General features: G+C 54.7%; 22 protein-coding genes, 1 pseudogene and 1 riboswitch. Of the genes and pseudogenes, 9 read left to right on the forward strand and 14 right to left on the reverse strand.

The window, feature by feature from the left end; all coding sequences use genetic code 11:
- Nucleotides 1–144 precede the first annotated feature (144 nt).
- The 4 genes from galS to mglC all read left to right on the forward strand — a co-directional run bounded on the left by galS (nucleotide 145) and on the right by mglC (nucleotide 5,115).
- A complete protein-coding gene (gene galS, locus AC3RPL_RS06230; protein WP_490739329.1) occupies nucleotides 145–1,143 on the forward strand; it encodes an HTH-type transcriptional regulator GalS in 999 nt (332 codons plus the stop codon).
- Nucleotides 1,144–1,481: 338 nt separating this feature from the next.
- Nucleotides 1,482–2,474 (forward strand): galactose/glucose ABC transporter substrate-binding protein MglB, encoded by a 993-nt coding sequence (gene mglB, locus AC3RPL_RS06235; protein WP_034937864.1) that lies wholly within the window; start codon nucleotides 1,482–1,484, stop codon nucleotides 2,472–2,474.
- Between the two features lie 90 nt (nucleotides 2,475–2,564).
- Entirely contained in the window at nucleotides 2,565–4,085 is a 1,521-nt protein-coding gene (mglA, locus tag AC3RPL_RS06240; RefSeq protein WP_034937862.1) for a galactose/methyl galactoside ABC transporter ATP-binding protein MglA, read from the forward strand.
- Nucleotides 4,086–4,104: 19 nt separating this feature from the next.
- Nucleotides 4,105–5,115, forward strand: coding sequence for a galactose/methyl galactoside ABC transporter permease MglC (gene mglC / locus AC3RPL_RS06245; protein WP_034937860.1), 1,011 nt, complete (start codon nucleotides 4,105–4,107; stop codon nucleotides 5,113–5,115).
- Nucleotides 5,116–5,239: 124 nt separating this feature from the next.
- Here the strand turns inward: mglC and AC3RPL_RS06250 are convergent.
- Both AC3RPL_RS06250 and AC3RPL_RS06255 read right to left on the reverse strand, forming a co-directional pair.
- A pseudogene (locus AC3RPL_RS06250) lies at nucleotides 5,240–7,200 on the reverse strand (glycoside hydrolase family 127 protein).
- A gap of 24 nt (nucleotides 7,201–7,224) precedes the next feature.
- Complete coding sequence (locus AC3RPL_RS06255; protein ID WP_490739330.1) at nucleotides 7,225–8,619, reverse strand: MFS transporter; 1,395 nt, start codon at nucleotides 8,617–8,619, stop codon at nucleotides 7,225–7,227.
- 299 nt (nucleotides 8,620–8,918) lie between these two features.
- Here AC3RPL_RS06255 and AC3RPL_RS06260 point away from each other — a divergent pair, with 299 nt between their 5' ends.
- Entirely contained in the window at nucleotides 8,919–9,734 is an 816-nt protein-coding gene (locus tag AC3RPL_RS06260; RefSeq protein ID WP_034937854.1) for a helix-turn-helix domain-containing protein, read from the forward strand.
- Nucleotides 9,735–9,746: 12 nt separating this feature from the next.
- Here the strand turns inward: AC3RPL_RS06260 and sanA are convergent, their stop codons facing one another.
- The 6 genes from sanA to metG form a co-directional block, all read right to left on the reverse strand.
- Nucleotides 9,747–10,529 carry an outer membrane permeability protein SanA gene (gene sanA, locus AC3RPL_RS06265; RefSeq protein WP_490739331.1) on the reverse strand — a complete coding sequence of 261 codons (783 nt, stop codon included), beginning with the start codon at nucleotides 10,527–10,529 and terminating at the stop codon, nucleotides 9,747–9,749.
- 207 nt (nucleotides 10,530–10,736) lie between these two features.
- A complete protein-coding gene (locus AC3RPL_RS06270; protein WP_490739332.1) occupies nucleotides 10,737–12,434 on the reverse strand; it encodes an NAD-dependent malic enzyme in 1,698 nt (565 codons plus the stop codon).
- Nucleotides 12,435–12,553: 119 nt separating this feature from the next.
- Nucleotides 12,554–13,438, reverse strand: coding sequence for a cytidine deaminase (gene cdd, locus AC3RPL_RS06275; protein WP_490740644.1), 885 nt, complete (start codon nucleotides 13,436–13,438; stop codon nucleotides 12,554–12,556).
- Between the two features lie 267 nt (nucleotides 13,439–13,705).
- Nucleotides 13,706–14,398 (reverse strand): CidB/LrgB family autolysis modulator, encoded by a 693-nt coding sequence (locus tag AC3RPL_RS06280; protein WP_034937851.1) that lies wholly within the window; start codon nucleotides 14,396–14,398, stop codon nucleotides 13,706–13,708.
- Nucleotides 14,391–14,786 (reverse strand): CidA/LrgA family protein, encoded by a 396-nt coding sequence (locus AC3RPL_RS06285; RefSeq protein WP_379889275.1) that lies wholly within the window; start codon nucleotides 14,784–14,786, stop codon nucleotides 14,391–14,393. The genes AC3RPL_RS06280 and AC3RPL_RS06285 overlap by 8 nt, the downstream gene beginning before the upstream one ends.
- Before the next feature lie 187 nt (nucleotides 14,787–14,973).
- Nucleotides 14,974–17,007: a methionine--tRNA ligase gene (gene metG, locus AC3RPL_RS06290; RefSeq protein ID WP_490739333.1), complete on the reverse strand. Its 2,034-nt coding sequence runs from the start codon at nucleotides 17,005–17,007 to the stop codon at nucleotides 14,974–14,976.
- 176 nt (nucleotides 17,008–17,183) lie between these two features.
- Here metG and apbC point away from each other — a divergent pair, with 176 nt between their 5' ends.
- Nucleotides 17,184–18,293, forward strand: a complete 1,110-nt coding sequence (apbC, locus tag AC3RPL_RS06295; RefSeq protein ID WP_490739334.1) for an iron-sulfur cluster carrier protein ApbC — start codon at nucleotides 17,184–17,186, stop codon at nucleotides 18,291–18,293.
- Nucleotides 18,294–18,390: 97 nt separating this feature from the next.
- Here apbC and AC3RPL_RS06300 read toward each other — a convergent pair whose 3' ends face one another.
- From AC3RPL_RS06300 to AC3RPL_RS06315, 4 genes are all read right to left on the reverse strand, one after another.
- A complete protein-coding gene (locus AC3RPL_RS06300; protein WP_490739335.1) occupies nucleotides 18,391–18,837 on the reverse strand; it encodes a GNAT family N-acetyltransferase in 447 nt (148 codons plus the stop codon).
- Nucleotides 18,837–19,094 (reverse strand): hypothetical protein, encoded by a 258-nt coding sequence (locus tag AC3RPL_RS06305; protein ID WP_490739336.1) that lies wholly within the window; start codon nucleotides 19,092–19,094, stop codon nucleotides 18,837–18,839. Before AC3RPL_RS06305 ends, AC3RPL_RS06300 begins: the two co-directional genes overlap by 1 nt.
- A gap of 245 nt (nucleotides 19,095–19,339) precedes the next feature.
- A complete protein-coding gene (locus tag AC3RPL_RS06310; RefSeq protein ID WP_490739337.1) occupies nucleotides 19,340–19,729 on the reverse strand; it encodes a putative T6SS immunity periplasmic lipoprotein in 390 nt (129 codons plus the stop codon).
- A 15-nt stretch (nucleotides 19,730–19,744) separates the two neighbouring features.
- Entirely contained in the window at nucleotides 19,745–20,107 is a 363-nt protein-coding gene (locus AC3RPL_RS06315; RefSeq protein ID WP_490739338.1) for a hypothetical protein, read from the reverse strand.
- A 545-nt stretch (nucleotides 20,108–20,652) separates the two neighbouring features.
- A riboswitch (TPP riboswitch) is annotated at nucleotides 20,653–20,749 on the forward strand.
- Nucleotides 20,750–20,783: 34 nt separating this feature from the next.
- Here AC3RPL_RS06315 and thiM point away from each other — a divergent pair.
- The 3 genes from thiM to fbaB all read left to right on the forward strand — a co-directional run bounded on the left by thiM (nucleotide 20,784) and on the right by fbaB (nucleotide 23,567).
- Nucleotides 20,784–21,575 (forward strand): hydroxyethylthiazole kinase, encoded by a 792-nt coding sequence (gene thiM / locus AC3RPL_RS06320; protein ID WP_490739339.1) that lies wholly within the window; start codon nucleotides 20,784–20,786, stop codon nucleotides 21,573–21,575.
- Nucleotides 21,572–22,372 carry a bifunctional hydroxymethylpyrimidine kinase/phosphomethylpyrimidine kinase gene (gene thiD, locus AC3RPL_RS06325; protein ID WP_490739340.1) on the forward strand — a complete coding sequence of 267 codons (801 nt, stop codon included), beginning with the start codon at nucleotides 21,572–21,574 and terminating at the stop codon, nucleotides 22,370–22,372. The genes thiM and thiD overlap by 4 nt, the downstream gene beginning before the upstream one ends.
- A 142-nt stretch (nucleotides 22,373–22,514) precedes the next feature.
- A complete protein-coding gene (fbaB, locus tag AC3RPL_RS06330) occupies nucleotides 22,515–23,567 on the forward strand; it encodes a class I fructose-bisphosphate aldolase (protein ID WP_490739341.1) in 1,053 nt (350 codons plus the stop codon).
- A gap of 129 nt (nucleotides 23,568–23,696) precedes the next feature.
- Here fbaB and AC3RPL_RS06335 read toward each other — a convergent pair whose 3' ends face one another.
- Together AC3RPL_RS06335 and AC3RPL_RS06340 are read right to left on the reverse strand one after the other, a co-directional pair.
- Entirely contained in the window at nucleotides 23,697–24,386 is a 690-nt protein-coding gene (locus AC3RPL_RS06335; protein ID WP_490739342.1) for a GntR family transcriptional regulator, read from the reverse strand.
- A gap of 89 nt (nucleotides 24,387–24,475) precedes the next feature.
- On the reverse strand, nucleotides 24,476–25,960 hold the full coding sequence (locus AC3RPL_RS06340; protein ID WP_490739343.1) for a mannitol dehydrogenase family protein: 1,485 nt from the start codon (nucleotides 25,958–25,960) through the stop codon (nucleotides 24,476–24,478).
- Between the last annotated feature and the right edge of the window lies 1 nt (nucleotide 25,961).

A 25,961-nucleotide genomic window follows, 5' to 3' on the forward strand; every position in this document is an offset into this window, starting at 1 on the left:
GTCACAAATGTTGCGAATTTGTATGTAACCGTTTTCATTGCTGTGACGCATTTCACGTAGCCTGCCCTCAGCCCCTGTCAGAATAGCGGCCTGCAACTCAGGGTCAGGATCGGCTATGCACATTTTCTCTTCGGTTAAACAACCATGATTACCATCCGTGATGTGGCTCGCGAAGCGGGTGTGTCGGTGGCAACGGTGTCGCGTGTGTTGAATAACAGCAGCGCCGTTACCGCTGAAACCCGCGACATGGTGATCAGCGTGGTGGATGCACTGGGTTACCGGCCAAATGCCAATGCGCAGGCGCTGGCTACACAGGTCAGCGATACCATCGGCGTGGTGGTGATGGACGTCTCAGATCCCTTCTTTGGTGCGCTGGTCAAGGCGGTGGATACCGTTGCCCAGCGTATGCAAAAGCATGTGCTGATTAATAACTCCTATCATCAGGCTGATAAAGAGCGTCACGCCATCGAGGTATTGATTCGCCAACGATGTAACGCGCTGGTGGTGCACGCCAAAGCGCTTGGCGATGCCGAGCTGGCAGTATGGATGGATCAGGTGCCGGGAATGGTGCTGATCAACCGTCTGCTGCCGGGCTATGCCCATCGCTGTGTCTGTCTGGATAACGTCAGCGGCGCGCTGATGGCTACGCGGATGTTACAGCAGCAGGGGCACCAGCGTATTGGCTATCTGGATTCCGGCCACTCGATAGAAGATGGCGAGCAGCGCCGCGCTGGCTGGCAGCAGGCGCTGATGGAGCAGGGTGTGGTGCCCCCCGAAAGTTGGGTCGCCAGCGCGGAGCCGGATTTACAGGGTGGAGAAGCGGCGATGGTGGAGTTGCTGGGGCGCAACCTGCATCTGACGGCGGTCTTTGCCTATAACGACAGTATGGCTGCCGGTGCGCTGGCGGCGCTGAAAGATAATGGTATCGCCGTGCCTCAACACCTGTCAGTGGTGGGCTTCGATGATATTCCGGTGGCACGCTATACCGATCCCCAACTGACCACGGTGCGCTATCCCATTATTTCCATGGCAAAACTGGCGACTGAGCTGGCGTTGAAGGGCGCGGAAGGGACGCTGGATGTCAGTGCCAGGCACTGCTTTATGCCCACGCTGGTTCGCCGCCATTCCGTCGCCTCCGGCTAAAGTGTGGGGCGGGTCACTAACCTGAACGATTCTGCTATGTAACCGTTTTCAATTTGTGAGTAAATTCACAGTTAATTAACATCAGCTTCCTTATGATGGCAACCAGTTAGCGGAAGTGAAACATTATGTAACGCGCTTCATTCCCGCCCGGGCTGGCATTTACAGCCACCGTGAAACAGATCATTACACAGCGTTCGGGACAGTGGTAAAGCACAGGGAAGTCTGCAAATAGTCGGCTTTGCGTAACGTTTTATTAACCTTAACGCCTCGCCGGATTTCAGCGCCTTACCTGGTAAGGTAATACGCAGAGAACGACCCTACAAAAAACCGGAGATAACATGAAGAAGGCTTTCACGCTCACTGCCCTGGCTGCCTGCATGATGTGCGCTGCCACCGTTCAGGCCGCAGATACCCGTATTGGTGTGACCATTTATAAATACGATGACAACTTTATGTCCGTCGTACGCAAAGACATTGAGAAAGAAGCAAAAAACAGCCCGGACATCCAGCTGCTGATGAATGACTCTCAGAACAGCCAGTCCACGCAGAACGATCAGGTCGATGTGATGGTGGCAAAAGGCGTGAAGGCGCTGGCGATCAACCTGGTTGACCCGGCCGCTGCCGCCGTGGTGATCAGCAAAGCGAAAGCCAATGATATTCCGGTAGTTTTCTTTAACAAAGAGCCAACCGCCAAAGCGCTGGCCAGTTATGACAAAGCTTATTATGTCGGCACGGATTCAAAAGAGTCCGGCGTGAAACAGGGCGAACTGATTGAGAAACACTGGAAAGCCAATCCGGGCTGGGATCTGAATAAAGATGGCGTCATTCAGTTTGTGCTGCTGAAAGGGGAGCCAGGCCACCCGGATGCGGAAGCGCGTACCAAATACGTGATCGATACGCTGAACAAAGACGGCGTGAAAACCCAGCAGCTGCATCTGGATACCGCCATGTGGGATACCGCCCAGGCTAAAGACAAAATGGATGCGTGGCTGTCCGGCCCGAACGGCAACAAAATTGAAGTGGTTATTGCCAACAACGATGCGATGGCAATGGGTGCAGTAGAAGCGCTGAAGGCGCATAACAAATCCTCTGTCCCGGTATTTGGTGTTGATGCCCTGCCTGAAGCGCTGGCGCTGGTGAAATCGGGCGCTATGGCCGGAACGGTGCTGAACGATGCGGAAAATCAGGCCAAAGCCACTTTAGACATGGCGAAAAACCTGGCCGCTGGCAAACCGGCTACCGATGGCACCAGTTACAAACTGGAAGGCAAAGTTGTGCGTGTCGCCTATGTGCCGGTGGATAAAGATAACCTGGCGCAGATCGCGAAATAAGCTGTCACTGGTATGGGCGCAGTCTGTTGCGCCCTTTTCCGGCAGGCTACTCCGCTGCCGGTTTCATAAAACGTTAAGCCAGGTAGAATTATGGGCAGTGATAAACAACCCAATCAGCGCGAATATTTGCTGGAAATGACCAACGTCAGTAAATCATTTCCTGGCGTGAAAGCGTTAGACAACGTGAATTTAAAAATCCGTCCTCATTCGGTTCACGCCCTGATGGGTGAGAATGGCGCGGGTAAATCCACGTTATTAAAATGCCTGTTTGGTATTTACAGCAAAGATACCGGCAGCATTGTTTTCCAGGGTAAAGAGATCGATTTTAAAAGTTCAAAAGAAGCGCTGGAAAATGGTGTGTCGATGGTCCATCAGGAATTAAACCTGGTGCTGCAACGCACGGTGATGGATAACATGTGGCTGGGACGTTATCCGCGCAAAGGCTTTTTTGTCGATCAGGATAAAATGTATCGCGACACCAAAGCTATCTTTGACGAGCTGGATATTGATATCGATCCGCGTGACAAAGTTATTTCACTTTCCGTTTCGCAGATGCAGATGATTGAAATAGCCAAAGCGTTCTCCTATGACGCCAAAATTGTCATTATGGATGAGCCGACCTCGTCACTGACGGAAAAAGAAGTCAATCATCTGTTTACCATTATCCGCAAGCTGAAAGATCGCGGCTGCGGCATTGTTTATATCTCGCACAAAATGGAAGAGATTTTCCAGCTGTGCGATGAAATTACCATCCTGCGCGATGGTCAGTGGATTGCCACCCAGCCGCTTGAAGGGCTGGATATGGATAAAATTATCGCCATGATGGTCGGGCGCTCGCTCAGCCAGCGCTTCCCGGATAAACACAATGTGCCGGGTGAAACCATCCTTGAAGTCCGTAACCTGACCTCGCTGCGTCAGCCGTCAATACGCGATATTTCTTTTGATCTGCGTAAAGGCGAGATCCTCGGCGTCGCCGGACTGGTGGGCGCTAAGCGTACTGATATTGTGGAAACCTTGTTTGGCATCCGCGAGAAATCCGGCGGCACGATTAAACTGCACGGTAAAAAAATTAATAACCACAGCGCCAATGAAGCAATTAATCACGGCTTTGCGCTGGTGACCGAAGAACGGCGCGCTACCGGCATCTACGCGTTTCTCGATATTGGTTTTAACTCGCTGATTTCGAATATTCGTAAATATAAAAACAGCGTGGGCCTGCTGGATAACAGCCGGATGAAAAGTGATACCCAGTGGGTTATTGACTCGATGCGGGTAAAAACACCGGGCCATGCCACCTCCATCGGCTCATTATCCGGCGGTAACCAGCAGAAGGTTATTATTGGCCGCTGGCTGTTAACCCAGCCGGAAATTCTGATGCTGGATGAACCGACCCGTGGTATTGACGTGGGGGCGAAATTTGAAATTTATCAACTGATAGCCGAGCTGGCGAAGAAAGAGAAGGGGATTATTATTATCTCTTCTGAAATGCCAGAGCTATTAGGGATTACCGACAGGATCCTGGTAATGAGTAACGGCATGGTTGCAGGCATTGTTGAAACCAAAACCACTACGCAAAACGAAATTCTCCGTTTGGCATCGAAGCACCTTTAATAAGGTAAGGGCTGTTACCATGAATGCTGTAAATAAAAAAAATGCGCTCACCTGGTTAAAAGAGGGTGGCATATACGTTGTGTTGCTGGTGCTGCTGGCAATTATTATTTTCCAGGACCCGACTTTCTTAAGCTTAATGAACCTGAGTAACATTCTTACTCAGTCTTCCGTCCGTATTATTATTGCGCTTGGCGTGGCGGGATTAATTGTCACCCAGGGCACCGACCTGTCAGCGGGTCGTCAGGTGGGGCTGGCCGCCGTGGTAGCCGCAACCCTGCTTCAGGCGATGGATAATGCCAACAAGGTGTTCCCGCATCTGGATACCGTACCGATTCCGCTGGTTATTCTGACCGTGTGCGTGATCGGTGGGGTAATTGGTCTGGTTAATGGCCTGATTATCGCTTATCTGAAGGTGACGCCGTTTATTACCACCTTAGGCACGATGATTATTGTCTATGGTATCAACTCGCTCTATTACGATTATGTCGGTGCCTCGCCTATCGCCGGGTTTGATGAGAAGTTCTCTACTTTCGCCCAGGGCTTTATCCGGATTGGTGAGTTTAAACTCTCTTACATCACCTTCTATGCGGCGATTGCTATCTTCTTTGTCTGGATCCTGTGGAATAAAACCCGTTTTGGTAAAAACATTTTTGCCATCGGCGGTAATCCGGAAGCGGCAAAAGTATCCGGGGTGAACGTTAATTTTAACCTGATTCTGATTTATGCCTTATCCGGCGTGTTCTACGCCTTTGGCGGGATGCTGGAAGCCGGTCGTATCGGCTCCGCCACCAATAACCTTGGCTTTATGTACGAACTGGACGCCATTGCGGCCTGCGTGGTGGGCGGCGTTTCCTTTGCCGGCGGCGTGGGTACGGTTGCAGGGGTAGTGACCGGCGTACTGATTTTTACCGTTATTAACTACGGTCTGACCTATATCGGAGTGAATCCCTACTGGCAGTATATTATTAAAGGCGGCATTATCATTTTCGCTGTAGCGCTGGATTCACTCAAATACGCCCGCAAGAAGTAGTCTTTTGTTGTCAACATCGGGGCCAGACGGCAGCTGCCGTCTGGTTTTTTTATTCCGCCCGGCCTGTGCCAGACCGCTGGTTATCCCCGCCTGTTTTGGTTTTTCCAGATTAATGATTGCTGACTCAGGCCTCATCCACCCACACCCGCATCTCGCCCTCGCCACGGTTAGCCCAGCTGAAATAGGGCACAAAGGTTAACGGCTGAGAGGTGAAGGCTGCCGGTGCGGCATCAAAGCTGTATAGCGGCTGGTGCGCTGCGTCCACCGCATGACGCCGTAGTCCGGTGGTCTGCAACAGGATTTTGCCGCTCAGCACACCGCTGCCGGGTCGGGTATGGAAGGTGGCCCCGGTGGGCAGCAGCAGATTGTGCAGCTCCGCGCCGTTATCTGCCTGTTCAAGGCACCAGACCAGTGGACCGCGCTGGATAGCGACTTTTCCGGCCACGTGGCGCAGCAACGGATTGCCCCTAACCCGGACGACCGGCATCGGCAGCGTCAGCTCAAGGCGATCGCCGCTTTGCCACTTCCGGTTCAGCCGCAGATAGCCCTGTTTCCGCAGCTCAGCCACCGCCAGAGGCTCTCCGTTAAGCGTCGCCTCCGGCGAGCTGCACCAGTCAGGCAGGCGCAGGCCTAGGGTGGCACCAAGCGGTTCGTCACACTCCACCTCCAGCCAGATACGCCCCTGCCAGGGATAGTCGCCGCCCTGTTTCAGACGCAGGGGCTGACCGCCAACCTCTGTTTCCAGTTCGCTGCCGATGTACAGATTCACATCCACACCCTCAGGGCGTCGGGTATAAATGTAAGACCCCAGCGAGGCCAGCAGCCGCGCAATATTCGGCGGGCAGCAGGCACAACCAAACCAGCGCTGACGCACGGGTTTGACGTGGTCATAGATATGGTTGAACGGAACGCTGGCAGGGTGCCCTCCAGGGGATTGACGTAGAAGAAGTGCCTGCCGTCCAGCGCCATACCGGCCAGCACCGTGTTATACAGCGCACGCTCCATCACATCGGCGTAGCGGCTGTCAGCCTCCATTTGCAGCATCCGGTTGGCAAACATGATCAGGCCGATCGAGGCACAGGTTTCGTTATAGGCGGTATCGTTAGGCAGATCGTAATCACTGCTGAAGGCTTCACCACTACTCTGTGAGCCAATCGCGCCGGTGATATACATCTGCCGGTTGGTCATATTTTCCCACAGCCGCTGGCAAATCTCGCGCTTTTGCCGGTCCTGACTGAGTCGTGCAAGGTGGGCAACGCCGGCATAGAGATAAACGAATCGCACCGCATGACCGATGGCCGTTTTCTGTAAGGCGACCGGCAGATGTGCCTGACTGTAGGCTTTATCCTTCACCATCCATGCCGGGCCATAAGTATGCCAGTGAGAAGTTTCATCGCGCCTGAGGTATTCGATGTCGTAGTAGTGTGGCTGCGTACCGCGCTCTGTCACAAAGAAGCTGACTAGGTCCAGATAGCGCCGTTGCCCGGTTGCTTCGTACAACCGCATCAGCGCCAGCTCAATTTCAGGATGGCCCGGGTAACCCGCCAGCTGATCGTCCCCCGGCCCGAATACCGTGGCGATATGATCGGCCAGTTTGCAGGCGATCTCCAGCAGTCGTGTCTTGCCGGTGGCCTGATGATAAGCCACTGCGGCCTCGATCAGATGTCCGGCGCAGTAAAGTTCATGGCACTCCGCCAGGTTGCTCCAGCGCGCCCCGGGTTCTTTAATGGTGAACCAGGTGTTGAGATAGCCGTCAGGCTGTTGCACCGCGCCGATCAGTTCAATCACCTCATCAGCGGTTTTTTCCAGCTGAGCGTCCGGCGTTTTCGTCAGCAGATAAGCCACCGCCTCCAGCCACTTGGTGACATCGCTGTCCTGAAAAACCATGCCGTGAAATTCACCCTCCTCTCTGCCTGCCGCAATACGAAAGTTGGCAATGGCATGGCTGGGCTCGGCGTCGGCCACCTCGTCATTCAGCGCCTGCCACTGATAAGGTATCACCACCTCTTTAATCAACTGCTGATAGTCCAGCCAGAAAGAATCGGTCAGGGTGACCTGCCGAAGCGGGATCTCAGGTTTAGCCATCGGGGAATCGCTCATCACTTCTCCTTACTTAAATGCGGACTGGCTGGCGAGATCGCGGGAAATCCGCACCAGCAGGTTTTTTCTCAGTTTGCAAAAACAGAGGCAGGCCGCCAGCAGCAGATGCAGTGCCGCAGGCAGCAGCGTTTCAAAAAGCGTGATGCCGTTAAGGGATGCGCTGGTCTGATGCTGTTCTCCTGCCTGATAGCCCACCAGCACAAACACCAGGCTGATAATGCCCGCGCTGGAAGCCCAGGCCAGCTTGATAAAAAACAGATTGAAGGCAAAGTTCATTCCGGAAGAACGAATGCCGTTCATCCAGTGGCCATAGTCGTCAGCAAAGGCCATCAGAGAGAAATGCAGCGGCAGGGTAAAACCCAGCATGACACAGTGAACGAAAATCAGTCCCAGCCACAGCGACTGATAAGCTGCGCCGGTCGGGGCAAACCACAGACCTGTAGAGAAGGCGGCCAGCAGCAGATTGGTCGCCATATAGAGCCGCACGGTGTCAAACCACTTATTCAACTGATTGACGATAACCGCACCGAGAATCGCCGCCAGCGTCAGCATGGCAAAGAACATCGAGGCATAAGCTGCACTGCCTTTCAGCACGTAGGTGATGAAGTACATATAGCCACCGCCGCGCAGATTGAAGACGTTGATCAGCAGAAAGGACATCAGCAGCATCAGCAATAGCTGGTCATTGCGGGCCATACCGCGCAGATGGTCGCGAATGCTGAATTTGCCGGGGCTGGGAAGGGTAACCCGTTCACGCACGCTAAAAAAGCAGCATAAAAACAGGGCTGCCGCAATGACGCACATCAGCGCGACGCCGTGCTGGTAGCCCGCCACAAGGTTGCCTTTGCCGGTCAGCGCCACCAGCCACGGCAGGCCCACGGAAACCATAAATCCCGCCATGCCGCAGAGGACAAAACGCCACGCCTGGCAGGACATCACCTCCTGGTGCTGGCGGGTCATGGCATTGATCAGTGCGCAATAGGGAACATTAATGGCGGTGTAGCTGACGGAGAGCAGGAAATAAGTGACAAATGCCCAGATGATTTTCCCCTCCGTGCTCAGAGGGGGCACGGTAATAGTCAGGATACCGGCGATGGCCACCGGCAAAGCAATCCACAACTGCCACGGACGAAACCGCCCCCAGCGGGTATGGGTGCGATCGGCTACGATACCCATCAGCGGATCGGCGATGGCATCAATCACTCTGAGCGTAATAAATAGTGTGCCCACCAGCGCGGGTGTCAGGCCAAATATATCGGTGTAGAAGAAGGTCAGAAAATTCGCAATCAGGCAGGTAATCACCGTGCCACCTGCGTCACCCAGACCATAACCTGCTTTCTCGCTGAGGGTTAATCGGGCGCTCGAATCTTTTATTTTCATGGTCAGGCTCTGAACGGTTTGCATCATTTATTCCTCAGGCAAAAACGCATAAAAGAGTAAGAAGGCATGGACGAGGCTGCATTATCCGTAATACGCCAGCTTGATTTTCTCAGGCCATTTTTCAGTAGTCGGTCAATAAACTTTTTATTTAATCTGGCACGGCAGACATCGGCCAACAAGAGGGCGTTCAGGTAGTAAAACAGCACAATTCCGACCTGCCGGATTATTTGTGAAGCAGATCAAACCCTGACGCCTTGTCATCATGTCAGGGGGCTGCATGTGCTATTAATTACACTAAAAACCGTGCAGCCAGAGGAGGTTGAATGCTTTCTTTATCCGTCACTTATCCGCTAAAAGTGCAGAACGGCGGGCTGTTTATTTCCCGTGGTGTGGGTACACATCCGACCCGCACCCTTAGCTCGTTTGAACTTATTTATCTGGTCAGCGGCACGCTGTCGTTGCAGGAAGAAGAACGTATTTTTCAGTTAAAGCAGGGGGAATGCTTACTTCTGTTTCCGGGGCGGCAACATCGGGGCGTATCGGTATTTAACGATAAGTTGAAATTCTACTGGTTACATTTTGATGTGCTGCCGGAACAGCAGGAAAATCCCTTATTACAACTGAATATTCCCCAGCATTGCAAAGTTCAGGATGAAGATAATTTACTTGCGCTGTTTCGTTTATTTTTAAATGAACAGGCTCGTATTCCCCAAAGCCAGTCGCTGGAATTATTATTAATTCTGTTATTGCAGGAAATTGTTCGCAGCGGTGCAGAGACGCCCGCAGCAAATGGTCCGGGCGCGGCACTGGCATGGCAGGCGAAACAACTTATTACCACGCACTATCACCGTCTTACCGGGGCCAGTGAACTGGCACGATCGCTACATTGCAACGTGGATTACCTTGGGCGGATATTTCGCCGGACGTTTGGCCTCACCCTCACTGGCGCACTACAGCAGCAGCGTATTACCGCAGCAGAGAAAATGCTGCTGACCGATGCCTGTAGTCTCAGTGAGGTTGCAGCAGGTTGTGGATTCAGCGATGTGAGCTACTTTCGTCGGGTTTTTCGTCAGCTGCGCGGTATGACTCCCGCCGCCTGGCGCAAACGCTACTGCCGACAGCATGTGAATTCCGATTGACGCCACGCGGCCTTACGATGCGACGGCAGGGGGACGGTTGGCTCCGGCGGCGGCTGGCGGCGACGGGGCCGGGGCGATGGATTTCAGCTTCTGCTCCAGCTCCAGCAACTGTTCAGGGGTCACTGCCGGATAGCTTTGTGCATCTTCCGGCACCTCATGCCGTGCCGGGATAGGCACCATCGGCCCCAGAAAACGCGGCTCGCGCTTCATCAGATAGAGATCGGCCAGCGCGCCAAGACGCGCGACCACTTCGCGCAGGCGGATAGTCAGCATATTTTTCGGCGAGGGGACCGCATAGCACTGAGCCTGAATGCCCATGTGCAGCGCAATAAACAGCGCCCGCTCGCAGTGAAAGCGCTGGGTGATAATAATAAAATCATTGGTGTCGAACACCTTACGGGTGCGCACAATCGAGTCCAGGGTACGAAATCCTGCATAATCCAGCACGATGTCAGACGCCGGTACGCCGGCGGCGATCAGGTCGCGGCGCATGGTCATCGGCTCGTTATAACTGTGCTGGGCATTATCGCCACTAAGCAGCAGATAGTTAACTTTGCCACTGTTGTAGGCATTCAGCGCGCCCTGCATGCGGTAGAGATAATACTGATTGATAACGCCAGTGCGGTAGTATTTGGCGGTCCCCAGAACCACCCCCACCTGGCGATGCGGCAGGGCGTTGAGACTGGAATAAACCCAGGGGGCGGTTTTTATACTGATCCAGCGATCCAGGCCGAGCGCAGCCGCTATCATCAGAACCACGATGATAATCAGGCTATAAATCAGGCGTTTTACCATGCCGGACGCTGCTCAGACTTCGTATAAAAAGGTGGATCAAGGCTACTTTACCCGGCGGAGTGAAGCAAGCGGGAAGGCTGCGGATGGGCGCATTTCGCACAATCCGCCGTCAGGAATATCCGGATGGTTGAAAAAGCGTCAGCAGCAGGAGCAATAACCGTGCGCGACGGTAAACTGGCCGGGAAGGTGCCTTCCCGGCCATCGGCGTTAAATCGACGTGCGACGGTAGTGGCGATACTGCGGCAGCCAGAAATTGGCGGAGATCGCTCGGGAAAGCACATCTTCTGAGGTCACTACAGCGACACCGGCTTCCTGAGCGGCTTTGGCGACGGCCATGGCAATCACCTTCGAGACGCCCTGAATATCTTTGACTTCGGGCAGAACCGGGCCTTCACCATCATTGACCAGCGGTGAGCAGTCAGCCAGGGCACGACTGGCGGCCATCAGCATGGAGTCAGTGACGCGGGTGGCACCAGAAGCAATGACCCCCAGGCCAATGCCGGGGAAGATATAGGAGTTATTGCACTGGGCAATCGGGTAAGTTTTTTCCTTTAACATCACCGGAGAGAACGGGCTGCCGGTGGCAACCAGCGCGGCACCGTCGGTCCACGCCAGGATATCCTGCGGCGTGGCTTCCACGCGAGAGGTTGGGTTAGACAGCGGCATCACGATAGGGCGCGCACAATGTTTGTGCATTTCCCGGATAATCTCTTCACTGAACAGTCCCGGCTGGCCGGAAACACCAATCAGGATATCCGGACGCGCATTGCGCACCACGTCCAGCAGTGACAGGGAATCCGAAGAGGAATCCCAGCCGCTAAGGCTGTCACTTTTCTGCACCAGCTTGCTCTGGAAACTGAGCAGATTAGGCAGCTTGTCGGTCAGCAGGCCGAAACGGTCAACCATAAAGACGCGGGCGCGGGCTTCGTCGTCACTCAGGCCTTCCGATTTCATCTGGGCGACAATCTGCTCAGCGATACCACAGCCGGCAGAACCGGCACCGAGGAACACCACTTTCTGCTCGCTCATTTTGCTACCGGCAGCGTGGCTGGCGGCAATCAGCGTGCCCAGCGTCACCGCCGCCGTGCCCTGGATATCGTCGTTAAAGCAGCATACCTCATCGCGATAACGCTCCAGCAACGGCATGGCATTTTTCTGGGCGAAATCTTCAAACTGTAACAGCACGTTCGGCCAGCGACTTTTCACCGCCTGAATGAATTCGTCAACGAATTTGTCGTACTCTTCGCCGGTAATACGCGGATGACGCCAGCCCATATAGAGTGGGTCGTTAAGCAGTTGCTGATTATTAGTGCCAACGTCGAGCACAATCGGCAGGGTATAGGCCGGGCTGATGCCGCCACAGGCGGTGTACAGTGACAGCTTACCGATAGGGATACCCATGCCGCCGATGCCCTGATCGCCAAGGCCCAGGATACGCTCGCCGTCGGTGACCACAATCACCTTAACGTTCTGCTTGGTGGCGTTTTGCAGCATATCTTCGATATTGTCGCGATTGGGGTAGGAGATAAACACGCCACGGGCGCGGCGATAAATCTCTGAGAAATGTTCGCAGGCTGCGCCGACCGTCGGGGTATAAATAATCGGCATCATCTCTTCAAGATGGTTGTCGAGCAGGCGGTAGAACAGCGTTTCGTTGGTGTCCTGAATGTTGCGCAGATAGACGTGCTTGTCGTTATCGTTTTTAAAGTCCTGAAACTGACGCCAGGCGCGCTGGGCCTGCTCTTCAATGGTTTCCACCGTCTCAGGCAGCAGCCCTCGCAGGTTAAATTCATTTCGCTCCTCAACCGAGAACGCGCTGCCTTTATTCAGCAGGGGAAATTCCAGCAAAATTGGCCCTGCATAGGGGATATAAAGTGGCCTTTTACTTTCGTGTTCGAGTTCCATGTCAGCAATACTCATGCGATTGGTGATGTTGTGGGCCAATCCTAAAATAATTCATCTGAAAGTACAGCTTTTGTTAACAAGTGATCACAAAAGCTGTTGATTTTGTGCGATTGAGTGGATTAATTCAGCGGGATGGTAGTGAGATTGTTGCAGCCGAGCGCCTGAAGCGTTGCCAGCGTCGCCTGATGTTGAATGAGTCTGGCACCGGGCGCTTCAGCCAGAACCGCTCGCTGGATCTGCTTCAGATTATGACCGGCCAGATTCATCAGGATCAACGCGGCCTGTAGCGGCGGCAGGCTGGGATTAAACGCCGCATTCTCAGCGCAGCTGCCGGCAAAAATGCTGCCATCGGCACTTTCTAACGCCACGCCGCTCAGCGCCTGAGAGTAGGGCGCATGGCAGCGGTTTGCGGCCTGTAAAGCCGCCTGACAAAGCGCATCACCGTGGATATTCAGCCCGTGGTTGACCGGGTCCAGCAGCAGCGTTTCAATCGCCAGATCGCGTGGGCCAAAGGCATCTGGCAGATAATCGGCCAGTGTCGCCGGTTCGCGCCCCGGTAAATGTACGGTGAGGCGGGTGCCGCTGTTCAGCTCATTCATAAACTGACGACAGTGGCCGCAGGGGCTGTAATTGACGGTGATGGCTTCCAGCGCCGTTTCGCCACGCAGCCAGGCATGGGTAACTGCACTCTGCTCGGCGTGGACGGTCTGCTGCATGGTCGCGCCGGAAAACTCCATGTTGGCCCCAAACCAGAGATGACCGCTTCTGCCCAGGGCAATGGCACCGACGTTAAAAGCCGAAAGCGGCGTCACCGCACAGGCGGCGGCAAGGGGCAGCAGCGCAAAAGCCAGCTCCCGCAGGTCGAGGCCACTGTGTTGCCGCATTGCAGACACCTGCCGTGGAGTGAAAAACGCCGGGAAGTCATCGGCGGCCAGAAAGGGTTCCGCAGCGGCCTGAATTAAGGGCGGCAGCGTGGTAAATGCAGTCTGGAAACGGGGTTGCATGGCAAGTCTCTCATAGTGACGGCCGCTTATCATGGCGGGCTGCGTCACTGCTGTATGTGATTTGCATCACACTTACAATGTAATTTGTGAAACGCAAAGGCGAAATACGCGACCTGCCGCAAATTTTAGTGCCGGTGATAGCACGTCAGCCGCATCAGGCTGACGTAGAGTTGTCTGCCTTGAATGCAGCCTGATCGGGTGCCACGACCTGGGATCCCGCCTTCAGACCACCGGCTTTACTCTGCTGACCGGCTGCCTGTCGCCGCTTTACCCTGAGAAATGCACCAGCAACGGGAACAGAAAGGGGGCCAGCAGCGAGGTAATAATGCCGCAGATAACCAGCGCCAGTGAACTGTATGCGCCTTCCTGATAGTCCAGCTCGGCACAGCGGGCAGTTCCCAGCGCGTGCGAAGCGTTGCCAATTGCCAGCCCGCGCGCCGATTTGCGGTGAATTTTCAATATGTTCAGCAGCATGTGACCAAATACGGCACCCAGCACACCGGCAATCAACACGCAGATGGCGCTGATCGCCGGAATACCGCCCAGCGTGGCTGATACCGCCATTGCAATCGGCGTGGTAACGGATTTGGGCATGATGGTGGCGGCAATTTGCGGCGTGGCACCCATCCACAAGGCAATGGCGGTGCCGGAGATCATTGCCGTCAGGCTGCCCGTAAAACAGACGCCGATAATGGATTTCCAGCGTGCCCGGATCTGATGCATCTGCTCATACAAAGGCAGTGCCAGCGCCACTACCGCAGGCTGGAGCAACTGGTTGAGCAGCTGGCTGCCCTGAAAATAACGGGCGTAGGGCATGTTGATAAGCAACAGCAGCGGAATAATCACCGCCATCGAAATTAACAGCGGATTGAAAAACGAGATCCTGACTCTGGCAGCCAGTTTTCGTGCGGCGAGAAACACCACAAGGGTCAGCGGCAGTGACCACCAGATATCACTCATCGCGGGCTCCTGGTTTTATTACCGGGCGGCCATGCAGCTTATCGCAGACCAGTCCGACGGTGGTCAGGACGACGAAAGTACTGACCACCACTGACACCACAATCGGACCAAACTGGGCGCTGAGAATATCGGTGTAGTTCATCACGCCAACGCTGATGGGAACAAACAGCAGCGCCATATAGCGGATCAGCAGCCAGCAGCCGGGTTTTACCCATTCTACGGCAAGCAGTTGAGTGGCGAGCAGGGCAAACAGAATAAGCATACCGATAATGCTACCGGGAATGGTGACGGGCAGCAGCCTGGCGATGCCATTGCCAGCCCACAGACAGAGATAAATGATCAGGAAGGCGCGAAGGTAATGCCAGCCTGCAACAAGCGCACTGCGCATGATAAGCTCCTAGTTTTTTTGACGATGAATCTTACGATCAAAAAAAGAAGTGTGCTACCGATCACAGTGTGAAGCCGGGGGTGGGATGTGCCAGGCGTGGAGCTGAAACCTTAATGACCCGGCTGCCCTCTCCGGGTGAGAAGCGGCGCTTTTCACTGCGAGGTAAAAAGCGCCGCCGGGTGCCGGATTATTTCACCTGCATACCGGGCTGTGCGCCGCTGTCAGGAGAGAGCAGGAAAATGTCGCTGCCGCCAGGGCCCGCTGCCATCACCATCCCCTCAGAGACACCGAAGCGCATTTTACGCGGTGCAAGGTTAGCCACCATGACCGTCAGGCGTCCGGTCAGCACAGTCGGGTCCGGATAGGCTGCGCGAATGCCGGAAAAGACATTGCGTGTTTCACCGCCCAGATCCAGCGTCAGACGCAGCAGCTTGTCGGAGCCTTCGACAAACTCAGCACGGCTGATCAGCGCAATGCGCATATCCACTTTGGCAAAATCATCAAAGGTGATGCTTTCCTGAAGCGGCGCGTCAGCCAGTGGACCGCTGACAGCCGGTTTGGCAGCCGCTGCTGCTTCCTGCCTGGCAGCCTCGACCAGTGCATTAACCTTATCCATCTCAACACGCTGAAACAGTGCCCTGAAGGGGGCAACACGGTGGTTCAGCAACGGCTGGTGCAGGCCATCCCAGCTCAGCGACTGGTTCAGGAAGGCTTCAGCCCGTTCGCTCAGGTCGGGTAAAACTGGTTTCAGCCAGGTCATCAGCACGCGGAACAGGTTGATCCCCATTGAACAGATTGCCTGCAAATCGGCATCGCGGCCTTCCTGCTTCGCCACCACCCACGGAGCCTGCTCGTCAACATAGCGGTTTGCGACGTCTGCCAGCGCCATGATCTCACGGATGGCGCGGCTGAACTCTCGGCTGTTCCAGGCTTCGGCGATAGTGGCAGACGCGTCGGTAAAGGTTTTATACAGCTGCGGATCGGCCAGTTCGGCGGAGAGCTGACCGTCAAAACGTTTAGTGATAAAACCGGCATTGCGCGAGGCCAGATTAACCACTTTATTAACGATGTCGGCGTTAACCCGCTGCACAAAATCTTCCAGGTTGAGGTCGATATCATCAATGCGTGAAGAGAGTCTGGTGGCGTAGAAATAGCGCAGGCTGTCGGCATCCAGATGTTCAAGCCAGGTGCTGGCTTTGATAAAGGTGCCGCGCGATTTGGACATCTTCGCGCCGTTCACCATGACATAACCGTGAACAAACACATTGGTTGGCTTACGGAACTGGCTGCCTTCCAGCATGGCCGGCCAGAACAGGCTGTGGAAATAGACGATATCTTTGCCGATAAAATGGTACAAATCCGCGTCAGAATCGGCCTTCCAGAAGGTGTCAAAATCGATGTCGTCGCGTCGGTCACACAGGTTCTTGAATGAGCCCATATAGCCGATTGGCGCATCGAGCCAGACGTAGAAATATTTGCCCGGCGCGTCAGGGATCTCAAAGCCGAAATAGGGCGCATCGCGCGAGATGTCCCACTGTTGCAGCCCGGATTCAAACCACTCCTGCATTTTATTGGCGACCTGCTCCTGAAGCGCACCGGAGCGGGTCCAGGCCTGGAGCATGGCGCTGAATTCTGGCAGGTCAAAAAAGAAATGCTCAGAGTCGCGCATTTCAGGCGTGGCACCGGAAACCACCGATTTTGGATCGATCAGTTCGGTCGGGCTGTAGGTCGCGCCGCACACTTCACAGTTGTCGCCATACTGATCGGCTGATTTGCATTTCGGACAGCTGCCCTTCACAAAACGGTCCGGCAAAAACATGCCTTTTTCCGGATCGTAAAGCTGCGAAATGGTGCGGTTTTTAATAAAGCCGTTCTCTTTCAGACGGGTATAGATCAGTTCTGACAGCTGGCGGTTTTCTTCGCTGTGGGTCGAGTGAAAATTGTCGTAGCTGATATTGAAACCGGCCAGGTCGGTCTGATGTTCCTGACTCATCTCGGCAATCATCTGCTCTGGCTGAATGCCCAGCTGCTGCGCTTTCAGCATGATCGGCGTGCCGTGTGCGTCGTCAGCACAGATGAAGTAAACCTCGTTGCCGCGCATTCGCTGGTAACGGACCCAAATATCTGCCTGGATATGCTCGAGCAAGTGACCGAGGTGGATGGGACCGTTGGCGTACGGCAGGGCGCACGTTACCAAAATTTTCTTCGCGACTTGAGTCATAGTAAAACTTGATATACCTGTTTAAAAAAAGGGGATTCGATGGTAACCGATAGCGGCTCCCTGCGTAAACAATCCCGCATGGACCACCCCGATTTTTGCAGCAGGCCACGCCTGCCCGCAGTCATATCTGATATGCTCCGCTGAATAAAACTGACAACCAAACAGGAGCCGGGACGATGTCACAGTCAGAGGAAAAACGCTCACCGGAAGCGCTGCGTGCCGTGGTGATGGGGGTGCTTGGCACCTTCGAACATCCAACATTAGAGCAGAATCTTACCAGTCTGAAGGCGCTGCGCCATTGTGCGCTGATGGATAACACCCTGCATATTGAGCTGGTGATGCCGTTCGTCTGGCTAAGCGGCTTTGAGATATTAAAAGAGACCGTCAGTACGGAACTGCTGCGGCTGACCGATGCCCGGGCAATCAACTGGCGGCTTAACCATCAGATTGCCACGCTGAAGCGGGTGAAAAATCATCCGGGCGTTAATGGGGTGAAGAATATTATCGCCGTCAGTTCGGGCAAAGGTGGGGTGGGAAAATCCAGCACCGCAGTCAACCTGGCCCTTGCGCTGATGGCGGAAGGGGCGAAGGTGGGATTGCTGGATGCCGATATCTATGGTCCGTCAATTCCGGATATGCTTGGCACGCGCGATGAACGACCTGCCTCGCCGGATGGCAAGCATATGGCGCCGATTATGGCGCATGGCCTGGCAACCAACTCGATTGGCTATCTGGTGACCGACGATAATGCCATGGTCTGGCGCGGGCCGATGGCCAGTAAAGCGCTGATGCAGTTGCTGAATGAAACGCTGTGGCCGCAGCTGGACTATCTGATACTGGATATGCCGCCGGGCACCGGGGATATTCAGCTGACGCTGGCGCAGAATGTGCCGGTCACGGGGGCGGTGGTGGTGACTACCCCGCAGGATGTCGCATTGATAGATGCGCGTAAAGGCATCGTGATGTTCGACAAGGTCAGCGTACCGGTGCTGGGCGTGGTGGAAAACATGAGTATCCATATATGCAGCCACTGCGGTCATCCTGAGGCTATTTTTGGTACTGGCGGGGCAGAAAAGCTGGTGGAGCAGTTTCATATCCGCCTGCTGGGCCAGCTGCCGCTGCATATTTCGCTGCGTGAAGATCTCGATGACGGACAGCCGACCGTGGTGCGTCGACCGGATAGCGAATTTACCGATATGTACCGTGAACTGGCGGGTCAGGTAGCCGCACAGCTGTTCTGGCGTGGAGAGGTTATTCCGGAGGATATCGCCTTTCGTGCGTTGTGATGGCCACAGCGCCGGATGATTTGGCCTGCCACCGGCGCTGTGCTTCAACGCCGTGCGTTGCGGTTTCGCGGCCTGCCAGGCTGACGCCGCAGGTGCATCAGACCGTGGTTGGGGTTGACGGCTTCAGCAGGTAGTGCAGCAGCAGATAGGGTCCCTGATCGCTTTCACCGCTGCCAATTCGTTGCCAGCCATGTCGCTGATAGAAGGCCAGCGCGTGTTGGTTGGCGCTGAGGCATTTTAGTTTGCCGGTAGAAGTAAAATCCGCCTGCACGGCGTTTAACAACTCGCTGCCGACGCCGCGCCCCTGCCAGGCCGGGTCAACAAACAGGCTGTGCAGGAAGTTATCATTGGGTAGCACGGCGGCAAAACCGACGCGGCATTCTTCTCTGCTGGCAACCAGCACCCGTTCGCCCAGCGTCACGCAATCAAAATCTTCCAGTTGCCACTCGCTGCCATCCAGCCAGTGCCAGTTAGCCCGCCTCGCAGCAAGAAACAGCGTGCGCAGGAACGGACGGTCGGCCTCGGTGAAAGGGCGGATTGCCATCAGCGTTCACCCCAGACCGGTTTGACGTGTCTTTCGCTTTCGGCTCCGCTTCCGCGATAGTCATAATCAATTTTTCCCGCTTCGAACAGCTGCTCCAGCAGGGTAAAATTATCTGCGGGTGTGACGTTGCAACGGCTGTTTAACTCGGTATCCCGCAGGGTGAATGCGTGGTCGCCACGGGCGATCTGCCGGAGATATTGCAGCATCTGAAGTGCGGCAACGCTTATGCCATACTGTTCATTAAGTGGTCTGTTCATCTCGGTTACCCTGTCTCAGCGGCCTGACTTTAATCAGCTCTCAACTCAGCGGACTGTAGCAAAAAGTTCCGGATCGGAACATCAGGGATTATCGATGGCAGTAACAGGGAAAACGCAGCGCTGGTCTGCGTGGTAAAAGGTCACATTGTGGATTGTGCGTCATAGTAACCCTGTCTGGCTTGATTCGCATTGGTTGGAATAATCAACGCAGCGTCGGCGCGCTGTCAGTTGTTTCGCCTGAAAATTTATTGGAGATTTTCAAGAAAAAAATTCCCTGCTTCGTCTTTTTGCAAACTAAAGGTGTTTATGAGGCGATATTTTTTCTTATCATCGTCAGTTGTAATACCCATCAAGACGGACCATCTGCCTTCCTGCCATTTTACTTCCGGATACGAAATGCACTCCTCATAGACAATGCCTGGAAAGGTTGATTTCTGCGGGGCGTACCAGAAAGGTACCCAGTCTTGCTGTGATTTTTTATATATCATAACCCCCTGACTTTTCATTTTTTGGTGATCGGTTTTAATCTCTGAAGGCATTTTAAAACAAGGGGCGTTATTCTTAATCTCGACATCTAATTGATGAACCCAGGGTTTTTCAAGATGGCAGCCATTAAGCAAAAAAAATAGCGCCAATCCATGCCAGATTTTTCATGGAAAATTCCTTTTGGCAGAGGGAACGCTGAGAAAACCACGCATCACCCACTGATAGCTTTTTAAAAGATTTGGACCTCTGATGCCGGTAAAATTTGATATTTCATCAAATCCTGAGCGGCCAAACTTCAACAACCAGAAATAATCAGCAATCATGCTTGCCTGAACTTCCATACCGTAGTCGGAAATCAATTTATGATTTGGCAGCGAGTAACGGTAAGACACAGTCCAGCTAACTAAGCCGCGTATCTTTACGTTGAGTCCTGATTGATATTGCCAGACGTGAGTCATTTCGTGAATAAACCAATGTTGATAAACCGGCAATGCACGCGAGAAATCCCTCTGATAATGTTTGGGCATGAAATATATATTGCCATCAGGTGTTACAGCGGTATCTTGATTTTGCAGTGTAAATGGGAATGGCTTAAATTTTAACTACGGAATAATTTATTGCATTTTTGAAAATGGATTTGCAATGCTTATTTCTCCTGGCGTCAGTCTCCGTGACTCTTTTTCATCTGTGCTCATTGTCGCTCTCCTTGCTAAATTAAGCGTTAAGATAATAACATTTATTCTTTCTTTATCAAAGCACAGGTGCTGTCACTGTTTTTTTTTGATACCAGTCAGTCTTCCTCAGGAAATAAACAGCTGATTTCAACTTTAAAAAAGAATCAGCTAAAAATAAACGTATATGAACTGGTAATTATTCTGATGAATTACAGGCTATTGTAACTGGTAACGACAGCCAGATTTTCAGGAAACAATAATTTGCCATCCATTTTGCGCAATCTACACCTCAGGCGACACCAGTCATCCCCTGACGGTAATCGACAAACCTGGAGCGGCCAGGCCTGCTTGCTTTGCAAGTGACACATCCCGTATGCTGGCGAAAGTAATGAATTTTACGCAATGACTCGGGGTGCCCTTCCACGTGAAGGCTGAGAAATACCCGTAATACCTGATCTGGATAATGCCAGCGTAGGGAAGTCAGATGCTCAGCGCATCGCCTTCCCGATCGCCGGTTGGGAGCACAGCAATGACACAACCCCTGCTTTTTACGGCCAGCCAGGCCCTCTCTTCACTCAACCTGTTTCGTCAGGCCTCGCCACTGGTGCATTGCCTGACCAATGACGTTGTGCAGACGCTGACCGCCAATGTGCTGCTGGCGCTGGGAGCGTCTCCGGCGATGATAACCGAACCGCAGGAAGTCACTGAGTTCAGCGCGCTGGCTGATGCGCTGCTGATTAATGTCGGCACCCTGACTGTGGCCCGCAGCGAGGCGATGCTGCTGGCGGTTAAAACTGCATGCCAGGCGGGTAAAACCTGGGTGCTCGACCCGGTAGCGGTGGGGGGACTGACCTTTCGCAGTGATTTCTGCCGACACCTGCTGAACTATCACCCGACCGTCATTCGCGGCAATGCATCAGAAATCATCGCGCTGGCGGGTCTGGGGGGCAGCGGTCGCGGGGTGGATACGTGCCATCCGCCAGAGGCGGCGCTGGAGGGCGCATTCAGCCTGTCGCAGCAGAGTGGCGCGATAGTTGCGGTCACCGGGGCGGTGGATTATGTCACTGACGGCGAGCAATGCCGGCAGATACCGGGAGGTTCTCCGTTAATGACCCGGGTGGTCGGCACCGGCTGCGCCCTCTCGGCGGTAGTCGCCGGGTTCGCCGCGTTGCCCGGAGAGAAACTGAATCATATCGCCAGCGCCTGTCGGGTAATGAGCCTGGCCGGGGAAAAAGCAGCCTCCGCCGCCAGCGGACCGGGAAGCTTTACGCCGCTGTTTCTCGACGCCCTGTATAAACTGGACGCGGAGGCGATGGCATGAAACGTATCAATGCACTGACCATTGCCGGTACCGATCCCAGCGGTGGCGCAGGAATTCAGGCCGATCTGAAAACCTTCTCCGCGCTGGCAGCCTACGGCACCAGTGTGGTCACCGCGCTGGTGGCGCAGAACACCTGCGGCGTACAGGCACAGTATCCGGTGTCGCCGGATTTTGTCGCCGTCCAGTTGTCATCGGTGCTCAGCGACGTGCGTATCGACAGCATGAAAATCGGTATGCTCAGTGAAAGCGCCATTGTCGGGGTGGTGGCCGATTGTTTACAGGCAGCGGCTGTTCCCTGGGTGGTGCTGGATACGGTGATGCTGGCGAAAAGTGGCGATCCTTTACTCTCTCCTACGGCGGTGGCGACGCTGCGACAGCGGCTGTTACCCCTGGTTTCTCTGGTCACGCCCAATCTGCCGGAAGCCGCCGCGCTGCTGGACTGTGATATCGCCCGTGATGAAACAGAAATGCGCCAACAGGGAAGGGCGCTGCTGGCGCTGGGTTGCCAGGCCGTGCTGATGAAGGGCGGCCATCTGTGTGATGACGAAAGTCCTGACTGGCTGTTCACCGCAAAAGAAGAACATCGCTTTACCTCGCCCAGAGTGCCGACGAAAAATACCCACGGCACGGGCTGCACGCTCTCGGCGGCGCTGGCGGCGTTACGGCCACGCTGTGACAGCTGGTATGTGACGGTACAACAGGCTAAGCAGTGGTTACAGGGCGCACTCGAACAGGCGGATTCACTGGAGGTGGGGCGGGGACAGGGCCCGGTACACCACTTTTATCGCTGGTGGTAAGACAGCAGGGCGCATGTGCGGAATGTTTCTGAAAAATGACCCCGGCAATTTGCCTTAAGCGCGGTTTTGGGTCCACGCTGTCTGGGGGTGAAGTTAATCCGGACGGGCCTTTGGCCCTGCAATCTTCAGACAGGAGTTAACCATGACCGACATTGTACAGTTGCTGGGTAAAGAAGCGGATACGCTGCTGCAACATCGCTGTATGACTATCCCGGCAGAGAGCCTTTACCTGCCGGGCGAAGATTATGTTGACCGGGTGATGGTCGACAACAACCGACCTCCTGCGGTGCTGCGCAATATGCAGATGCTGTATAACACCGGGCGGCTGGCAGGTACCGGCTATCTTTCGATCCTGCCGGTCGATCAGGGCGTTGAACACTCTGCTGGTGCATCCTTTGCCGCTAATCCGCTCTACTTTGATCCAAAAAATATCGTCGAGCTGGCGATTGAGGCCGGTTGTAACTGCGTGGCCTCCACGTATGGCGTGCTGGCGTCGGTTTCGCGGCGCTATGCGCACCGGATTCCGTTTATGGTCAAGCTCAATCACAACGAAACCCTCAGCTATCCGACGCAGTATGATCAGACGCTGTATGCCAGCGTGGAGCAGGCATTTAATCTTGGCGCGGTGGCGGTAGGGGCGACCATCTATTTTGGATCGGAGCAGTCGCGTCGCCAGCTGGAAGAGATTTCCGTCGCCTTTGAGCGGGCCCATGAGCTGGGGATGGTGACCGTGCTGTGGGCCTATCTGCGCAATAACAGCTTTAAGCTGGATGGGGTGGATTATCACGCCAGCGCCGACCTGACCGGACAGGCCAATCATCTGGCGGCGACCATCGGTGCGGATATCGTTAAACAGAAAATGGCGGAAAACAACGGTGGCTATACGGCGCTGAAATTTGGTTATACCGACTCACAAGTCTACAGCAAGCTGACCAGCGATAATCCCATCGATTTGGTGCGTTATCAGCTGGCGAACTGCTATATGGGACGGGCGGGACTGATCAACTCCGGTGGTGCAGCGGCAGGGGACACCGATCTGGCCGAATCGGTACGCACTGCGGTCATTAACAAACGTGCCGGTGGGATGGGGCTGATCCTCGGACGTAAAGCTTTTAAAAAGTCGATGCAGGAGGGCATCGCGTTGATCAATGGCGTACAGGACGTCTACCTGGCGAAAGAAGTGACCATCGCCTGATAAGCCTTTTTTTCGGGCGCGGCAGGCGAGCCGGAGATACCGGGTCTGCCGCACGCTGCTTTTCTGCACTGAATATTGCGGCGGTGACCTGCCGGCGATCTGACGCTGGCCTGGTCCCTGTTGCCCGTCTCAATCAGCCTGCTCAAACCACTCGCTGTTCTGTTCGGCGATGGGGGAAATAGAGAAAATAATTTCCTGAAGATGATGACGTAATGCCTTCTCGGCGGCATCGGCATCACGAGCCAGCAGCGCCTGATAAATCTGCTGATGTTGCTCAATCAACTGCTCCGGCGGGGAGACTTCGCTGAGCGTCAGGAAACGCACCCTGTCCATCGACGCCTTGATATTTTCCACCGTCTGCCAGGCGAGTTCACACTGAATACTTTGTGCAATCAGTCGGTGAAACTCATCGTCCAGTAACAGAAACGCCTGGCTGTCGCGACCTTCTGCCGCCAGCGTTTGCAGTTTCAGATTATGTTCAATCAGCGCCAGCGCGCTCCCGGAGGCTTCCACCGCCGAGCGACGCACCACGGCGACTTCCACCGCTTCACGGATAAAGCGGCCATCCGCCACGCGGCGAGCAGAAATTTTCCGTACAAAGGTGCCGCGCTGGGGCAGAACCTGCACGAGGTCAGCTTCTGCCAGCTTGATAAAGGCTTCGCGTACCGGCTGGCGGGAAACATTGAAGCGGGCGGAGACGTCCTTCTCCGATAACAGCGAACCCGGCGGGATCGCACAGGTCACAATATCCTGGCGCAGGAAACGATAAATCTGCTGATTAACCGGTTCACTGGCGGTGATGGTGTATGAAATCGTCATGCGGCAAAATTCGTTATCATGTTATGCGTCAGCAGCCTGGCGCGGGACGACGCTAAGTCTAATCAGAGCGTCGGCCCGACACCAGTCTTTCAGACGACGCTGTGGCCCTGGCTGTTTAGCTGTCTGACGGTTTCCTTCGCCCCCTTTTCCCGCAGCAGCTGATAACAGCGGCTGACCGCGGTACGGAAACGGCTGCTGTCGGGCAAATCGTCACCGAACACGGCGTTAAGCGACAGCAACGCCGCAATGCGCGCTTCGCCATCCTCGCTGTTACTGACCAGCCGCTCCAGTTCAGGCTTCAACGGGTCGTTAATGACAATGGGCTGCCCCTGCTCATCCGTGCCGCTGACAATGCGCATCCAGCCCGCCACGCCCAGTGCCAGCCATTGAAAATCACTGCCGTTCTTCAGATGCCAGCGAATACTGTCAAGCCAGCGCTGGGGTAACTTCTGGCTGCCGTCGGTGGCAATCTGATGCGTGCGGTGGCGGATGGCACGGTTTTTATAGCGGGCAATCAGCGAATCCGCGTAGGCGCTGAGGTCAACATCTTTGGTGCGCAGGGTCGGTGCCTGCTCGTCCAGCATCAGCCTGCGGGCTGCCTGCTCAAAATGCGCGTCCTGCATACAGTCGCTGATATGTTGATAGCCCGCCAGCCCGCCAAGATAGGCCAGAAAGGAGTGGCTGCCATTCAGCATCCGCAGCTTCATCTCTTCAAATGGCAGTACGTCCGCCACCAGTTCTGCCCCGGCCTTTTCCCATGCCGGACGACCATTGACGAAGTTATCCTCAATCACCCACTGGAAAAAGGGTTCACACTGTACGCCCACCGGATCCGCACAGCCAAGCCGTTCAGCCAGGCCGGTAAAATCCTGTTCGGTCATCGCCGGAACAATGCGGTCAACCATGGTGGAAGGGAAGCTGATATGTTGGCGGATGTAGCTGGCCAGCTCAGCATCCTGCTGCTCTGCCAGCTGTACTACCACGTTGCGCGTGACGTGGCCGTTCTCCGGCATATTGTCGCAGGACATCACGCTGAAGGGTTTCAGGCCGAGGCTGCGGCGACGTCGGATTGCCGCCAGGATCACGCCGGGCACCGATTCGGGATCGTCAGGATGGGCCAGATCGTGCACCACCGCCGGGTGATCCCGCATCAACTGACCGCTTGAAGGCTGATAACAATAGCCTTTTTCCGTCACGGTAATCGACACAATGGCGATATCTGGCTGGCTCATTGCCGCAATAATTTTTTCAATGCCTTCTTCGCTTCGGTAAAACGCCTGTCTGACCACGCCAACCACCCGCGTGGTGACGCCGTCATCGGCCATTTCGCTGACGCTGTACAACCAGTCCTGCTGGCGCAAGGCCTTGACCAGATGGCCCTGATTGGTTTTGTTGATTTCACACTCACAGTAACCCCAGTCGCTGCTATGCTCTGAGGCAAGAATATCGGCACACACGGCCTGATGAGAACGATGAAAGGCACCGAAACCGAGATGCACAATGCGTGGGCGTAGCGCCTGACGATCATAATGTGGCAGCAGCGTACCTTCGGGTAACAGATCAAGGGATAGCATA

It is taken from the genome of Erwinia papayae (assembly GCF_058241465.1).

Excerpts from the sequence above, each read along its gene's own strand:
- thiD (WP_490739340.1), top strand. The coding sequence starts at position 21,572 with ATGAAACGTATCAATGCACTGACCATTGCCGGTACCGATCCCAGCGGT.
- AC3RPL_RS06270 (WP_490739332.1), bottom strand. The coding sequence starts at position 12,434 with ATGGAACTCGAACACGAAAGTAAAAGGCCACTTTATATCCCCTATGCA.
- cdd (WP_490740644.1), bottom strand. The coding sequence starts at position 13,438 with ATGCAACCCCGTTTCCAGACTGCATTTACCACGCTGCCGCCCTTAATT.
- AC3RPL_RS06255 (WP_490739330.1), bottom strand. The coding sequence starts at position 8,619 with ATGCAAACCGTTCAGAGCCTGACCATGAAAATAAAAGATTCGAGCGCC.
- fbaB (WP_490739341.1), top strand. The coding sequence starts at position 22,515 with ATGACCGACATTGTACAGTTGCTGGGTAAAGAAGCGGATACGCTGCTG.
- AC3RPL_RS06335 (WP_490739342.1), bottom strand. The coding sequence starts at position 24,386 with ATGACGATTTCATACACCATCACCGCCAGTGAACCGGTTAATCAGCAG.
- thiM (WP_490739339.1), top strand. The coding sequence starts at position 20,784 with ATGACACAACCCCTGCTTTTTACGGCCAGCCAGGCCCTCTCTTCACTC.
- galS (WP_490739329.1), top strand. The coding sequence starts at position 145 with ATGATTACCATCCGTGATGTGGCTCGCGAAGCGGGTGTGTCGGTGGCA.
- apbC (WP_490739334.1), top strand. The coding sequence starts at position 17,184 with ATGTCACAGTCAGAGGAAAAACGCTCACCGGAAGCGCTGCGTGCCGTG.
- AC3RPL_RS06280 (WP_034937851.1), bottom strand. The coding sequence starts at position 14,398 with ATGAGTGATATCTGGTGGTCACTGCCGCTGACCCTTGTGGTGTTTCTC.
- mglA (WP_034937862.1), top strand. The coding sequence starts at position 2,565 with ATGGGCAGTGATAAACAACCCAATCAGCGCGAATATTTGCTGGAAATG.
- AC3RPL_RS06315 (WP_490739338.1), bottom strand. The coding sequence starts at position 20,107 with ATGCCCAAACATTATCAGAGGGATTTCTCGCGTGCATTGCCGGTTTAT.
- AC3RPL_RS06285 (WP_379889275.1), bottom strand. The coding sequence starts at position 14,786 with ATGCGCAGTGCGCTTGTTGCAGGCTGGCATTACCTTCGCGCCTTCCTG.
- AC3RPL_RS06260 (WP_034937854.1), top strand. The coding sequence starts at position 8,919 with ATGCTTTCTTTATCCGTCACTTATCCGCTAAAAGTGCAGAACGGCGGG.
- sanA (WP_490739331.1), bottom strand. The coding sequence starts at position 10,529 with ATGGTAAAACGCCTGATTTATAGCCTGATTATCATCGTGGTTCTGATG.
- AC3RPL_RS06340 (WP_490739343.1), bottom strand. The coding sequence starts at position 25,960 with ATGCTATCCCTTGATCTGTTACCCGAAGGTACGCTGCTGCCACATTAT.
- mglC (WP_034937860.1), top strand. The coding sequence starts at position 4,105 with ATGAATGCTGTAAATAAAAAAAATGCGCTCACCTGGTTAAAAGAGGGT.
- mglB (WP_034937864.1), top strand. The coding sequence starts at position 1,482 with ATGAAGAAGGCTTTCACGCTCACTGCCCTGGCTGCCTGCATGATGTGC.
- AC3RPL_RS06305 (WP_490739336.1), bottom strand. The coding sequence starts at position 19,094 with ATGAACAGACCACTTAATGAACAGTATGGCATAAGCGTTGCCGCACTT.
- metG (WP_490739333.1), bottom strand. The coding sequence starts at position 17,007 with ATGACTCAAGTCGCGAAGAAAATTTTGGTAACGTGCGCCCTGCCGTAC.
- AC3RPL_RS06300 (WP_490739335.1), bottom strand. The coding sequence starts at position 18,837 with ATGGCAATCCGCCCTTTCACCGAGGCCGACCGTCCGTTCCTGCGCACG.